Below are 14,718 nucleotides of genomic sequence, written 5' to 3'. Positions count from 1 at the left end.
CCCCGCGGGTCTCTACACCCCCCGCGCCGTATTCTTTTGGCCCCCCGGCCCCCGGGGGGGGGGGGGGGGGCCCCCCCCCCCCCCCCCCACGCCGGACGTCACGCCGACGCGTCGACCGGGGCCGGCAGGAACGGGCTGGGTGCTCCGGACCAGGAGACGTGGAGACCGTCCCGCGCCCGCGTACAGGCGACGAAGAGCAGACACCGCTCCGCCATCAGATCGGCCTCGTGCTGGAGCCGGTCCACGTCGAGGGGCGTGATCGCCTTCGCGTACGGCAGCGCCCCCTCGTTCACCCCGACGACCGCCACGCACTTGAACTCGAGGCCCTTGAACGAGTGCATCGTGCCGACCTGGACCGCCTCCGCGTCGACGGGCACGTCACCGCGGAGGCGCACGGCGGAGATCCCGGCCGCCCTGAGTCGCTCCACGGCCTTGTCGCAGGTCTTGTTGAACCGGCCGGTCACCCCGATCTCACCGGGCGGGACGCCGCCGGCCGTCCAGGCGAGGACGCGCTCGACGAGGATGTCCAGCTCCGCCGCGTCCGACGCCGCCCCGCGCACCTCGGGGCCGCTGCCGTGCAGCGACGAGCGGTATCCCAGCAGGGTCTCGTGCCGCCCCTCGTCCTCCAGCTGGGCGATCGGGCGGCCGACGAGGAGCGAGGTGGACCAGGACAGGATCTCGTGGGTGGAGCGGTAGTTCTTCCGCATCTTCGTGGAGCGCCCCGCGACCTTGATGCCGAGGGCCTTGAGGGAGACCTTCGAGTCGTAGATCCGCTGGTGCGGGTCGCCCGCGATGAACAGGTCGTCGGGGCGGTCCGGCGCGGCGGCCCGCAGCAGACGCCACTGCGACGGGTGCAGGTCCTGGGCCTCGTCCACGACGACGTGGCGGTAGGGCGGCCCGTCCGCGGCGAGCACGTCGGCGGCCTCGGCGCAGGTGCCCAGGTACGTCCGCAGCCCCTCGGCCGCCAGCAGGCCGTCGAACGCCTCGATCGCGCGCCACACCGGCTGCCGTGCGGCCGCCGGCAGCCGACTGCCGCGCCCGGCGCGCTCGGCGGCCTCGTACTCCCGCAGGGTCCGCAGGTCCTGGGCGAGGACGACGTGCTTGTACTCCTGGGCCAGGAACTGCGCGGAACCGGTGAATCCCGTCGCGCGAGCGGCGCGCTCCCACAGGGCGACCTCCTCGTTGCCCCTGAGCGGGCGGCGCGAGGTCGAGACGATCCGGCCGGCGAAGGCGTCGACGGTGGTGATGTCCACGCGCGCACGGAGCTCCGGATCCTCCACGAGGGCGTCGAGGCCGGCACGGAGGGCGGCGACGAGGGTGTTGGTGTAGGTGGTGAGGAGGATCCGGTCGCCGTCCCGGAGGTGCCGGAGCAGATGCCGTACGCGATGCAGGGCGACGACCGTCTTCCCCGTGCCGGGACCGCCCGTCACCTGGGCCGGGCCCGCGAAGGAGGCGCGGTACGCGACCTTGTGCTGGGAGGGGTGCAGGAAGATGCGCCAGGCGGCGAAGGGCTGTTCCAGGATGTCGCGCAGCTCGTCGGTGGCGGTGACCAGGGCGATGCGGGTCCGGGTGTGGCGGATGGCGGTCGCGTAGTCGGTGGTGTCCAGGGTCTCCGACGCGGCCGACAGGTGGACCGCGACGATGTCGCGCCAGACCTCCTCCACGGTGAAGCCCTCGGCGAGGTACTCCAGGACCTCGCGCTGGTCCTGGGGGAAGTGCGGCGCGAAGACGCTCAACTGCTCCCGGTCGGACAGGACGCGCGCCTGGGCGAGGGTCGTCCCGTCGATGCCGAGCGCCGACAGGTCCTGGTCGGAGAAGCGGGCGAAGAGCCGCTGGGCGGGCGCGGGCGCGATCTGCTCGTAGGCGGGCGTCAGTTCGTCGAGCACCGCGATGTCACGGATCTCGACCGCGCGCGTGACGTGGTTGATGCTCGCCTTCTGCTTGATCGCCCACGCGATGGCCTTGTCGTGCGGCATCACCCGCAGCAGCACGAACGTGTCGCCCTTGTCGGGAGCCAGCACGACACCGCGGACGCCCTGGTCGATGCGGATCGTGCGGATGTGCGGGTCGCGGGCGCGCTTCAGGGACTCCAGCTTGAGGCCCGGGTCCTTGAACAACTGATCCAGCGTGAGGCGCTCGAACTTCTCCCAGGCGTCGAACACCCCCTGCCGGACCGTTCCCTGGAGCTTCGGGAGCTGGGCGCAGAAGGCGATGTCGAAGGCGAGGTGGGGCATGGTGCCGGGTCTCCGTGGGCGAAGGGCTGGACGACGGGAACGTGCCGAGCGTCTCGGGTCAGGCGGGGGGTCCGTCGAGGTCGAGGCGGATCAGGGCCAGGGCCCCGGCGATCTCGACGGCCATCTCGTCGTCGGGACCGAGGACCATGCACAGGTCTTCGTGGAGCGGCTCCAGGACCTTGAGCGCCTCCGCCGAGCGCCCCTGGGCGAGCAGGAGCATGCCGATGTCGTGCCGGAGTTCGACGGCCTCCTCGCTGACGTCGCTGTCGACGGCCCGCACGACGGCGAGCACGCTCTGCAGCTCCGAGAGCGCGTCCGTCACCTGCCCGAGCTCGGCCCGGCAGCGTGCCGCCTGCGCCCGGCATTCACGGGCGTTCGCTCCGGTGGGGCCGGACACCCGCGCGTAGGCGTCGGCGAGCGCCTCGAACTCGGGCAGGGCCGCGCGGTAGTCGCCGCCGAGCAACTGGATCGCTGCCCTGTTCCTGCGCAGTTCCAGGACCTTCCTGTTCTCGGCGCCGAGTGCGCGGGCGGCCGGTTCGATGGCCTCGGCGAGGACTTCGGCCGCCTGGGAGAAGCGCTCCTCCTCCAGCAGCGCTCCGAAGTGCTCGTAGGCTTCGTCGATGTCGGCCTGGGCCTGCGCAGGTACCGGCGGGGGAAGGGCGGGCGACGCCGTGGAGGGTGAGCCGGCGGCGTCCTGTCCCTGCTGTCGTCCTCCCCGCTCGCGGGGCGCGTAGGGGCGGCGGAACAGAGCGGTGGGATCGGGCCTTCCGGTCGGGCCGACCGCCTCGGGTTCGGCCTCCCCGGGCTGCGGCAGGAACGGCAGCAGCCGTGCGTACACCTCCTGGGTGTCGGCGGGCCGGGCCTCGGGCGCCTTGCGCAGGAGGTGCAGGACGAGTTCCTCGAGCGGGGGAGGTACGTCCGCGCGCACCTGGCGCAGAGGGGTGGGAGCGGCGTTGATGTGCTGGTGCATCAGCTGGTACTCGCCCGGTGCGGTGAAGAGCGGCCGGCCGCCGAGCAGTTCGTGGAGGACGCAGCCGAGCGCGTAAAGGTCGGTCTGCGGCGTGATCCGGCCGCCGCGGACCTGCTCCGGCGCCATGTACTGGTAGGTGCCGAGGGGACTGCCCGTCGCCGTGAGCTTGGTGACGTCGGTCCGCAGGATCGCGGCGATGCCGAAGTCGAGGACTTTCACGGTGCCGTCGCGGGCCACCAGGACGTTGCCCGGCTTCAGGTCGCGGTGGATGACGGGGACCTCGTGCGCGTACGAGAGGACGGTGGACACCTGCGCGGCCACCGCGACCGCCCAGCTCACGGGCAGCGGACGGGCCGGGTCGACGTAGGCGGAGAGCGGCACCCCGTCGACCAGCTCCATGACGAGGAACAGCCGGTCGTGCGACCCGTCGAGCACGGCGTCGTACACCTGGGGGACGCCGGGGTGCTGGATGCGCGCGGTGATCCGCGCCTCCCGCTGGAAGCGCTTGACGAACTCCTCGGCGAGGGCCGGCGAGGTGAGGGACTGCTGCCGGATGCGCTTCACGGCGACCGGGCGGTCGAGCACGGTGTCGTACGCACGCCAGACGTCGCCCATGCCGCCGTGGCTGAGCTCCTCCAGCAGTTCGTACCGTCCCTCGGCGATGACCTGCCGCGACGTCTGCTCCTCCGGCACCGTGCCCCCCGTGCTCCTCGCCAGCACCGTGAATATGTCAAGGGAACAAGTCTCGGCGATGGGGCGATCCGTCGTCCAGCGAGGGGGCCGGACCGGCCACGCGTGGCCGGAAACGACGAGGAGGGAGCCCCCGGCGTACGTGTGCCGGGGGCCGGGGCGTGGAGGAGACTCCTACTCCTCCACCCCCTCCTCACGACGGATCATCCGCCAGGCCGCCTTGCGGGCACTGCGGTCGAGACTCGACTTGAAGCCCTTGTCGGGGCCGAAGTACTGCCGCCCGAGATCGGCGATGGTGTCGATGTGGTCGGCCATCTTGTCGGCGAAGACGTCGTCGAAGACGAGACCGAAGTTGTCCTCGTCGTTGACGACGGCGGCCGCCCGCACCTTCGGGTCGGCCTTGGCCTCCTCGAAGGGCTGGATGACGTCCTCTTCGGTGAACTCCGTGCCGAACCGCTCGTTGAACCGCTCGATCAGCTCGGAGAGCAGCGACTTCTCGGCCTCCTGGGCGCCGCCGGATCCATCGACGAAGCCCGTCACCACCGTCGGGCCGTCGGGGGTGAGGGAGACGTCGTACTCCCCGGTCTTGTCCACCCGGAGATGACTGAGGTCGATCTCGCCTATGTCCACGCCTCCGTCCGCGCGGCGCGGGAGCCGGTTGAGGAGGTGGCGACCGTAGAGGTGCAGCCGCTCCAGCTCGGCGTCCCGGTAGGGGACGATCTGCGCGAGGAAGCCGTACTTGCGGACGTAGTCGTTGAGGTCGGCGCGGAAGTCCTCCGCCGTCTCCACGTCGTCCTCGTCGTCACTGTCGAGGAGAGCGGTGAAGCGGGCCACGGCGGGGGACAGGAGCCGGTACAGCTCCGCGTGCAGCTTCTCCCACCTGGCCTGCGACCCGCCGGCCTTCTCCTTCGCGGCGAAGTACGCCTCCGCGAACGCGTCCATCTCCCGGTCGGCCAGGATCGGGGCCCGCATGACCCGGCTCTGCGCGGTGTAGAGCAGGTTCGGGTCGGTGGGGAGGGTCATCGCCTCCTCGAAGTAGGGACGGAACGAGTCCTGGATGTCCTCCGCGTCGTTCACGAAGTCCAGGACGGCGAGGTCGGCCTGGGTCTTGCGTTCGGCGGTCCGGTTCAGCCGGGACAGGGTCTGCACGGCGGAGATGCCGGTCAGCGTCTTGTTGACGTACATCGTCGTCAGGAGCGGCTGGTCGAACCCGGTCTGGTACTTCTCGGCGACGACGAGGATCCGGTACTCCTCCTGGCCCCTGCCGCCGCCGCGCGCGGCCCTGTCGTCGGCACGGGTGTACGCGAACGCCTTCGGCAGCGCGCTCTCGGGCAGACCGCCGTTCTCCTTCGACTCGGTGGTCTCCTCGCCGTCGACGGTGAGGGAACCGGAGAAGGCGACGAGGACGCCGAGGTCGGGGTGTCTGGTGTCGTACCCGCGGTCCTTGATGTAGCTCTTGAGGGCGCGGGCCATCTCCACGGCGGACTGCCGCGACGCGGTCACCACCATGGACTTGGCGCGCCCCCCGAGCCGGCCGCGGGTGTGCGAGACGAAGTGCTCGACGATGACCTGCGCGTGCTGGGCCACCGTCGACTCGTGCGTCAGCGCGTACCGGGCGAGCAGGCCGTTCGCCTTCGAGGGATCCACCTCGCGCTCGTCCGGATTCTGGTTCACCAGCTTCCAGTAGGTGTTGTACGTGACGTAGTTGCGGAGCGGGTCGAGGATGAACCCCTCCTCGATCGCCTGCCGCATGGAGTACGTGTGGAAGGGCCGGTAGGTCGCCTCCCCGCCCACGTCCTCCAACGTGCCGAAGAGCTCCAGGGTCTTGGCCTTGGGCGTGGCGGTGAAGGAGAAGTAGGAGAGGTTCGAGGCGCGGGACCGGTCCTCCGCCTTCCTCCGGAGCTGGTCGTCGAGCGTCACGGAGGTGGCGCCGGCGTCCTCGGAGTCGGAGTCCAGACCCAGGTCGCGCAGGGCGGCGCGCACGGCGGTGGCCGCGTCGCCGGACTGCGAGGAGTGTGCCTCGTCCACGACGATCGCGAAGGTGGTGCCCTGGATCTCCGTGGGGTTGCGCTCGATGTGGTTGAGCAGCGCGGGGAACGAGTGCAGAGTGACGGTGACGATCTTCCCGGTGTCCCGGGAGAGGGCCCGCGCGAGCTGCTCGCCCTTGGCGCCGTGCTTCTCGTCGATCTTCACGACCAGCCCGGCGGTCTGCTCGAAACTGCCGATCGTCTCGCGGAGCTGGGCGTCCAGGTTCCGCCGGTCGGTGATGACGATGACCTTGTCGAAGACCGGAACGCCCGTCCTGAGCCCCTTCGCGATGGCCTCGGGCGTGAGTTCGCGGGGGTCGGTGGGGGTGTGCAGGTCGGACAGGCGGTGGGCGAGCCAGCCGATCGTGTTCGACTTGCCGGAGCCGGCGGAGGCCATGACCAGGTAGTTGTGCCCGGCGCCGTGGGTGGCGGCGTGCGCGGTGAGCTTCTTGACCGCGTCCCACTGGTGGAACCGCGGGAAGATCATCGTCTTCGTGCTGCCCCCGCCGGGCGTCCTGCTCTTGTGCAGGTGCACGAACCTCTGGAGCAGGTCCAGCCAGTTGTCCGGCTGCCAGACCTGCTCCCAGAGGTACGAGGTCGCGTACGTCCCGAAGGCGGTGGGCGCGGGGTTGCCGGCGCCACCGGGCCGACCGGGTCCGGCGGAGCCGGTGTTGAAGGGCAGGAAGCGGGTGTTCTTGCCCTTCAGCTGCGTCGCGACGAAGACCAGGTCCGGGTCGACGGCGAAGTTCGCGACGACCCGGCGGGTGAAGATCGGCTCGGTGGGGTCGCGGTCGGTCCGATACTGCTCCTTGGCGCGTTCGACGCCCTGCCCGGTGAGCGGGTTCTTCAACTCGGCGGTGGCGACGGGGATTCCGTTGAGGAAGAGGGTGAGGTCGAGCTCGTTGCCCCAGTCGGCCTGCTTGGTCGCGTACCGCAGCTCGCGCACGACGGTCAGCCGGTTGGCCCGGTAGCCGTCGAGCACGGAGTCGTCCGCGACGAGATTCGGCTTGAAGTAGGCGACCCGCAGCCGGACCCCCTGGTCCTTGACCCCGTTCCGGAGCACGTCGAGCAGCCCGTTGTCGACGATGGCCTGATCGAGCCGGCGCGCGAACCCGCGCTGGGCCGCGGCCTGGTCGTTCCCGTAGTAGGAGACCAGCTCGTACCACTCGTCGGCCTGGGTCGCCCCGATGAACGTGAACAGCTCGTTGGTGTCCAGACCGAGATCGGCCGTGTAGTCCCCGGGCCGCGCCTCGCGCCAACCGCGCGCGGTCATGGAGGAGACGATCGCCTCACCGAAGGCGGCCTCGTTGTGGATGGGCGGCATGGTTATGCGGTGACTCCGTCCGTGACATTGCGTCCGCTTGCGGTGGTGACGTCGAACTGGCCGGTCACGGCGGCGGTGATGAGGGCCTGACGGCGTTCATTCAGGAGCGTGCACTGGGCCTTCATGCCTGCGCTCAGACTGTCTCGATGGGCGAGGGAGCGGGAAATCTCGGAAGCAATGGACCTCTGGTCGGAGAGATCAGGCGTGGGGATGGTGAGGTCGGCGATGTCGCTGAGGCCGAGTCCTGCCTTTGTTCCGCCGTAGCTGGCTGTGCCGAGTTCTTGACTCGACCGTGCAGACTTGAGCGCGTACGACAGCCAGCGACCGTCGCAGATTTCCTTTCTCGGGCGGATCAAGGCCACATGCTGGCTGATATTGCCGTCGATGCCCCTCTCGTCGACCAGTGCCACAGATCCGATATCCGCCGTGATGCTGACCAGGACGTCATCGAGCTGTGTTCTGGACCGCTCTCGCTCCGCTCCGTCTGGCGCGGCGACATACAGCGAGTCACGAAGGTCGAGTGAGATCCCGTGGCGCGGGATATTGGTGATCCTCAGGAAGAGACTTCCGGTGTCCGAGGTGAGTTCGCCCCATCCTCGTGGACCGCTGGTGATGCGAGTGGAAAGGTGCTTGATGCGAACATGCTGACCGGCTGCCCGATGCAGCCTTTCAGTGATCAGGCTATGAGTGGACTCCTGTAGTAGTTCGATCTGTCGGCTTCTCTTGCTTGTCAACTCGTCGATGCGGCTGGTCTCGCCGTCCAGGAAGTCCACGATCCGGCGCTGTTCCTGACGTGAGGGGATCGAGAAGCGAAGTCCCGCGACCGCCGAAGCCGTGAGCAGTGGTTGAGCAGTTTTGGAGGCGAGCTCAGGCAGCCGTGCGCTCAGCAAGAGGTAATACGTATAGCGATTCTCGAGGGTTGGGCCTGGAGTGGCGATGATGACGTTGTCGGACGCCCAGCAACTCCCGTGGGCCAGATTGACCGCGCCAACCGTGCCGACTCGGCCGATCAGGATGCTTCCTGAGCGAGTGTTCGCCTTGGATGTGCGCCCGATGGGGCCGGCAGCCCCCATGATGGGGATGGCTCCGTTCTCAAGACGATCTGAGCACGATGTTCCGCTCCGTAGGCTCAACACCCATCTCAGGGCGACCTCGGTGGCGTCGGGTGCTGTCATGCTGTCACCTCGCCCAGCAGCGCCTGGATCTCCGCCTCCAGAGCCTTCAGCTCCGCGTCGATCTCCGCCAGCGGCCTCGGCGGCTGGTACACGTAGAAGTGCCGCGTGAACGGGATCTCGTAGCCGATCTTCGTCTTCGTGTGGTCGATCCACGCGTCGGGGACGTGCGGGTGGACCTCCCGCTTCAGGTACTCCTCGACGTCCTCGTCCAGCGGCACGTTCTCCGCGTCGCGCAGCTCCGAGTCCGGTTCCGCCGCGCCCTTGATCCTCTGGATCTCGCCCTCGGGGTCGCGGACGCCGATCGCCTCGCGCACCGCCTTGACGAAGGGCGCGCCCGTCGGCCACAGCAGGCCGGCCGCGACCACCGCGTCCTTCAGGGCGACGAACGCCTCCGACCTCGTCGGCCAGGACGAGCCCAGCAGCGGGCGCAGCGCCGCGACGAACTTCTCGCCGTCCGCCAGCTTCGCCACCGGCTTCGACTCCGCCAGCGCCGCCAGCGTCTCGTCCGTCAGGTCGAAGCGCAGCTTCAGCGGGCGCTCCACGGTGATGCGGCGGTAGCCGAAGTCCTCGTTCGCGAAGACCTTCACCTTGCCGTGCCCCGGGTGCTCGGGGTCCTTCGCGACCTCCAGCGCCTCCGCGTAGAGGCGGGTGATCTCGCCGATGTGGTTCGGGCGGCCGTTCTCGCCGTCGCCGAGTTCCTTGCGCTTGTCGCCGAGCGACTTGCGCATCTTGACCCAGTGGTCGCGCGCGTCGAGGAGGACGACCTTGCCCTTGTGGTCGCGGGACTTGCGGTTCGTCAGGATCCAGAAGTACGTGGAGATGCCCGTGTTGTAGAAGAGCTGGTCGGGGAGGGCGACGATGCCCTCCAGCCAGTCGTTCTCCAGGATCCAGCGGCGGATGTTGGACTCGCCGGACTCGGCGGCGCCGGTGAACAGCGGGGAGCCGTTGAAGACGATGGCGACGCGGGAGCCGCCTCCGCCGTTGACGTCCACCGGCTTCATCTTCGACAGCATGTGCTGGAGGAAGAGGAGCGAGCCGTCGTTGATCCGCGGCAGGCCGGCGCCGAAGCGGCCCGACTCGCCCAGCGTCTTGTGCTCCAGTTCGACGTCGTCCTTGACCTTCTTCCAGTCCACGCCGAAGGGCGGGTTGGCGAGGACGTAGTCGAAGGTGCGCCGCGCGTGGCCGTCGTCGGAGAAGGAGTTGCCGAAGGCGATGTTGTCCGGGTCCTGGCCCTTGATCATCAGGTCGGAACGGCAGATCGCCCAGGACTCGGGGTTGAGTTCCTGGCCGTACACCTCGACCGTGGCGTGCTCGTTCCGGGACTCGATGTGGTCGTCCATCGCGCTGAGCATGCCGCCCGTGCCGCAGGCCGGGTCCAGGACGGTGCGGACCGCGCCCGGCAGGGTGAGGACGTCCGCGTCGGGGGCGACGAGGAGCTCGACCATCAGCTTGATGACCTCGCGCGGCGTGAAGTGCTCACCGGCCGTCTCGTTCGACTGCTCGGAGAAGCGGCGGATCAGCTCCTCGAAGATGTAGCCCATGTTGTGGTTGGGCACGTTCTCGGGGTGCAGGTCCAGGTCGGTGAACCTGCCGATCACCTGGTAGAGCAGGTTCGCGTCGTCCAGCTTCTTGATCTGCTGGCCGAAGTCGTACTTCTCCAGCACCTCGCGCGCGTTGGTGGAGAAGGCAGCGACGTAGACCTGGAGGTTCCGCGCCGCGTTCTGCGGGTCCGCCGCGATCTTCCGCAGCGTGAGTCCGCTCCGGTTGTAGAAGGCGTGGCCCGACGCGCGCCGCAGGAAGCGGTCCGTGTCGATGTCCTGCCCCTCGAACTTCGCGACCGTCTCGACGACCTTGTCCCGTGTCGGCTCCAGGACGCATTCCAGGCGGCGCAGCACGGTGAACGGCAGGATCACCTTGCCGTAGTCGGACTGCTTGTAGTCGCCGCGCAGGAGATCGGCGACGGACCAGGCGTGGTTCGCCAGTTCCGTGTGCTTGCTGCTGTTCAAGGGGTTCCCGGTTTCCTTTCCGGACCGACGGACCGCTCCATCGGAGCGGCTGCGGACAAGTGTGGTCGACGTGTGAAGGCCGAGGTGCCGGTTCAGGCCGAATCCGGTGCGACGGGCGGCAGCAGGGCGCCTCCCGTCAGGCCGCCGGTCAGCAGTCGGGCCGTCTCCTCGGCGAGGTGGGCGGCGCGCTGCGCCTCCGCCCGGAGAGCGTGGACGCGGCGGAAGGCTTCGCCGTAGCGCCGCTGTTCCTCCAGCGGGAGGAGGGGGACCCGGAGCCGGCCGGGGCTGACGTGCAGGATCGTGCTGCCGGTCGACGCTCCCGCCAGGTTCTCCTCCGTCTCCAGGAAGCCGGCGAGGAACCAAGGGTCCAGGCGCGCCGGGTCCGGCCGGAAGAGGTGGACCTGGTGGCCGAGGAGCGCCCCCGCGTCCGTCTCCCGCGCCACCCGGACCATGGCACCGTGCCCGCCCGCCACTCCCCGGACGAGGACGTCTCCGAGGGCGACGACCGGCGCCGTGTCCGTCCGCAGCTCGGTGGCGTCGCCCGACGGGGGAGCGCCTCGTGCGATGTCCGGCCCGGTGAGGACCGGCCCGGTGGGACGCCCGGCGGCGCGTCCGTCCGGTGCCGTACGCAGCAGGGTGAGCGCGCCGCCGCGCGCCAGGTCCGCGGCCGTCGCCGTGCGCCACTCGCGTACCTCGTGACCCACGGGGTGCCACTCGCCCCGCTGGGCCGACTCTCCGAGGGAGGCGGCGGCGCGGACCAGGTCTCCGCGCGCCGCGTCCACCCGGCCGGCCAGCTCCAGCGGGTCGACCTCGGCGCGTGAAGCGCGGACCTGCCGGGCGGGCGTCAGGTCGACCAGGTCGTCCAGGAGGTCGATGGTCTGCACCGTCCGGGCGATGCCCGGCTCGTCGACGAACGAGTCCGGGGACGCGAGGAAGGCACCCCAGTGCGACAGGACCGTGGACGTCACCGCGGGCCAGTCCAGCGCGGTACGGCCGCCGCCGCGCGGATGTGTCCGGCCCGTCGTCTCCTCGCCCGTGGCCTCGGCCGTGTCGACGAAGAGGACCGACGAGCGGTCCGCGCCGCCCGGCTCCGGCCGCTGCAGGACCCACAGCTGGAGTCCGATGTGGAGGGGCGCGGCCGCGCCCGCCGGCAGGGCGGCCACCGCGCGCAGCGCCCCGCTCCGGACGAGTTCGGCGCGGACGCGGCGCCCGGACGCGCGGGACGCGGTGGCCGGAGGGAGGACGAGGACGGCGTGCCCGCCCGGTTCGAGGTGGGCCAGGCAGTGCTGCACCCAGGCGAGCTCGGACTCGGCCCGGGCCGGGACGCCGTAGGCCCAGCGCGGGTCGTACGCCAGCTCGTCGTGGCCCCAGTCCCGGTCGCCGTACGGGGGGTTGCAGAGCACCGCGTCGGCGAGCAGCGCGGGGAAGGCGTCGGACCGGAGGCTGTCCCCGGTCCGGACGGTGACCTCGGCCTCGGGGGCCGCGAGCATCAGCCCGACCGCGCCCCGCAGGGCCTGGACGGGGAGGGCGTCCTGTCCGTACAGGCGGGTCGCCCCGCGACGTCCCGCGGCGGCGAGGAGGGTGCCGCTGCCGCAGGCGGGGTCGAGGACACGTGCGACGGCTCCCGGCATCAGCCGGGAAGCGAGGTCGGCCAGCGGCTCCGGGGTCTGGTAGGTCCCGCTCGCCGCGCTGTCCTCCAGCTCCCGCTCGGCCAGTACGGAGAGGGCCGTCTCGCCGTCCGCCTCCCGCACGCATCGGAGCAGTGCCCGGACGGCTGGGGCGTCGGCCGAGGTGAAGCGGGAGGCGGTGGTCGCGCCGGTGACGGTGTCGTCCAGGGCCCGGGCGGCCTCGCGGGCGTAGGAGGCGAGGTCGTCGTCGGGCAGCGATCCGAGTGCCGCCAGTTCCCTCTCCGGGCGCCGGGCGGCGTCCAGGACCAGCGGCAGCAAGGCGGTGGTGCCGTCGCCCCGGGCATGGAGCCGCAGGGCGGTCCGGAGCTCTTCGGCGGGGTTCGCCGCGGTGGTCTGCCCGCGGGCGGCGAGCCAGCCGCGGACCGCCTCCAGGTCGTACAGGGGGCTGCTCTCGGTGCCACCTGCGGGCGCCGGGAAGTCGTCGTGCCGTCGGCGCCAGTTGCTGACGGTGGCGCGCGTGACCCCGGCGATGCGGGAGATCTCGGCGGCTGTCACCTGAGCGGTGGGCTGTGGCATGCGGTTTCCGGGCCTCTCGGTAGCGGACGGTCAACACTCTATACGCCTGGGCAAGCCGGTCAAGTCGATTGACGATGCTTTCACGGTCATGCTTATCTTGAGATGCTTCCGGAGTTGAGCGATCCTCCGGTCCCAGCGCCCCCATGTCGCCATGCCGACGCGCGTCGCCACGCCGTCGGCCGCTCTCCCAAGGAGCCGCAGATGCGCCTCACCATGCCGACCGCCGTCGTCGAGGGCACCCAGCTGACCGTCATGCCGTTCCGTGCCGACGCCGTCGTCGGCACCATGTCGGTGCCGACCCTCGTCCAGCTCGTGCCCTCGCCCCGGGCCGAGGAGGACGCACGGAAGCTCAAGGTCGCCTCGGGCCTCGTCCGCCGCCACGCGGAGCTGCGCTCGACCGTTCAGCGGACGCTGAAGTCGTCCCAGAAGGGCAAGAACGTCGGCCCCTACGCGGAGTACATCGCCGGCGGCCTCAAGGGCGACCTCGGCGCCGGCTGGTCGACGCCCCCGATCACCCTGTGGCACGCGGGTCCCCTCGCCGCCCTGAGCGACGAACTCGTCACCGGCACCGGCCTGCGCACCCTCACCATCGCGCCCGGAACGATGGTGATCGCCATCGACGGCGAGACCCAGACCACCGCCTGGCACGAGCTCTACGACAACCCCGAGGCGTACGGCCTCACCTACGCCGAGCTCGCCCAGGTGCGCATCCCCTTCGAGCTGTACGTCGACCTGGCTCCCGCCGACGCTCGGCAGATCTTCTACGACCGCAACGTCCAGGGCGTCGCCGTGGCCAAGAACCTCGCGATGTCGATGGACCAGCGCGACTTCGGCACCCGGCTCGCCCACCGGGTCGCCGAGTCCGTGAAGGTCGAGGTCGACGGGAAGCTCGTCCCCTTCGCGCGGCTGGTCAACGCGAGCAAGCGCCAGGTGGCGCAGAGCGACAAGGAGGTCATCACCCTGTCCGCCCTGCGGGCCCTCGTCGTGACCGCCGTCTTCGGCCGGTCCGGCCTCTCGCGCTCCGCCGAGACCGTCCACGAGGACGAGCTGCCCCGGGGCGTCCGGCCGGACCAGGTGGAGATCGTCGTCGTACCACTGCTGACCCGGTTCATCGACGCCCACTTCGAGCACCTCGCGAACCGCAGCGCCCTCACCGCGCCCGCGGTCCTCGCGGGCGTCGGGATCGCCGCCCACCAGGTCGTGCCGTGGGGCGACCCCGCCACCGCGCTCGGTCCGGACGACCTCGACCGGCTCCTCGCCGGCATCCGCTGGGAGCGGGAGGCCGCCTACTGGGACGGCGTCGCGGCCAAGGCGGGGACCTCCGGACGCCTCAACTTCAGCGGAGGCGTCAAGGACTCCGGCGGCCGCGTCGCCGACGCCATCCTCTACCCGGCCACCGAGGCGGGCCGCAAGATCCGCGGCCTGGCCCACTGACCCGCCCTCCCCTCCACCGCACGACCCGCCATCGAGGAGCCCCCGACATGAACAGCCCCACGCCGGAACCGCACACGGCCCCCGGATCCCTTCCCCCGTTCCCGCAGCCGCCGGCGAAGCGGACCACCCGTGCGAAGTCCTGGCTCACCCACGGAGCCGTCGCCTTCGTCTCCCTGATCGTCGGCGCCGCCCTCGGCGGCGGCGACGCCGGCGAGACCGTCCAGGACGCCAAGCGCCCCGCGTCCGCCGCGCCCACGCAGGAACCGGCCCCCGACCCGACCACCCCCGACCCGGTCGTCGCCGAGACCGTCGCCCCCGACCCGACGACGGAAGCCCCCGAAGAGCCGGAGACCACGCCCCCGCCCACCGAGGAGGCGGGCCCGGCCGACCACTTCGCGGGCGACGGCGAGTACCTCGTCGGAGAGGACATCCGGGCGGGCACCTACAAGACCACCGGCCCCGACGGCTCCTTCGGCTGCTACTGGGCCCGGCTGAAGGACGCGAGCGGAGAGTTCGACGCGATCATCGCCAACAACAACCTCCAGGGCCCCGGCCGCGTGACCCTGAAGAAGGGCGAGTACTTCCAGACCCAGCGCTGCCAGGAGTGGAAGAAGGTCGGCTGAGCCGTCGGCATCGGGCTTCTCGCAACAGACA

General features: G+C 70.8%; 8 protein-coding genes. 2 read left to right on the top strand and 6 right to left on the bottom strand.

Annotated features, from left to right (window positions below; all coding sequences use genetic code 11):
* Positions 1 to 98 precede the first annotated feature (98 nt).
* From ACFVU3_RS06660 to ACFVU3_RS06635, 6 genes are all read right to left on the bottom strand, one after another.
* Positions 99 to 2,234, bottom strand: a complete 2,136-nt coding sequence (locus tag ACFVU3_RS06660) for a UvrD-helicase domain-containing protein (protein ID WP_390064246.1) — start codon at positions 2,232 to 2,234, stop codon at positions 99 to 101.
* A gap of 58 nt (positions 2,235 to 2,292) precedes the next feature.
* Positions 2,293 to 3,819 (bottom strand): protein kinase, encoded by a 1,527-nt coding sequence (locus tag ACFVU3_RS06655; protein ID WP_390064323.1) that lies wholly within the window; start codon positions 3,817 to 3,819, stop codon positions 2,293 to 2,295.
* 249 nt (positions 3,820 to 4,068) lie between these two features.
* Complete coding sequence (locus ACFVU3_RS06650) at positions 4,069 to 7,245, bottom strand: type I restriction endonuclease subunit R (RefSeq protein WP_390064244.1); 3,177 nt, start codon at positions 7,243 to 7,245, stop codon at positions 4,069 to 4,071.
* A 2-nt stretch (positions 7,246 to 7,247) separates the two neighbouring features.
* Positions 7,248 to 8,420, bottom strand: coding sequence for a restriction endonuclease subunit S (locus ACFVU3_RS06645; RefSeq protein ID WP_390064242.1), 1,173 nt, complete (start codon positions 8,418 to 8,420; stop codon positions 7,248 to 7,250).
* Positions 8,417 to 10,426 (bottom strand): N-6 DNA methylase, encoded by a 2,010-nt coding sequence (locus ACFVU3_RS06640; protein WP_390064240.1) that lies wholly within the window; start codon positions 10,424 to 10,426, stop codon positions 8,417 to 8,419. The genes ACFVU3_RS06645 and ACFVU3_RS06640 overlap by 4 nt, the downstream gene beginning before the upstream one ends.
* Positions 10,427 to 10,518: 92 nt before the next feature.
* On the bottom strand, positions 10,519 to 12,630 hold the full coding sequence (locus tag ACFVU3_RS06635) for an N-6 DNA methylase (protein ID WP_390064238.1): 2,112 nt from the start codon (positions 12,628 to 12,630) through the stop codon (positions 10,519 to 10,521).
* A gap of 201 nt (positions 12,631 to 12,831) precedes the next feature.
* On the opposite strand from ACFVU3_RS06635, the gene ACFVU3_RS06630 reads away from it, so the two are divergent.
* Positions 12,832 to 14,064 carry a DNA sulfur modification protein DndB gene (locus tag ACFVU3_RS06630; protein WP_390064237.1) on the top strand — a complete coding sequence of 411 codons (1,233 nt, stop codon included), beginning with the start codon at positions 12,832 to 12,834 and terminating at the stop codon, positions 14,062 to 14,064.
* Between the two features lie 47 nt (positions 14,065 to 14,111).
* Positions 14,112 to 14,687 (top strand): hypothetical protein, encoded by a 576-nt coding sequence (locus ACFVU3_RS06625; RefSeq protein ID WP_390064235.1) that lies wholly within the window; start codon positions 14,112 to 14,114, stop codon positions 14,685 to 14,687.
* Positions 14,688 to 14,718: the final 31 nt, after the last annotated feature.

Source organism: Streptomyces sp. NPDC058052 (assembly GCF_042885515.1).
Classification (GTDB): Bacteria; Actinomycetota; Actinomycetes; order Streptomycetales; family Streptomycetaceae; genus Streptomyces.
The sequence above is the reverse complement of the archived record's forward strand: the minus strand, read 5'-3'. Positions and strand labels throughout refer to the sequence as shown.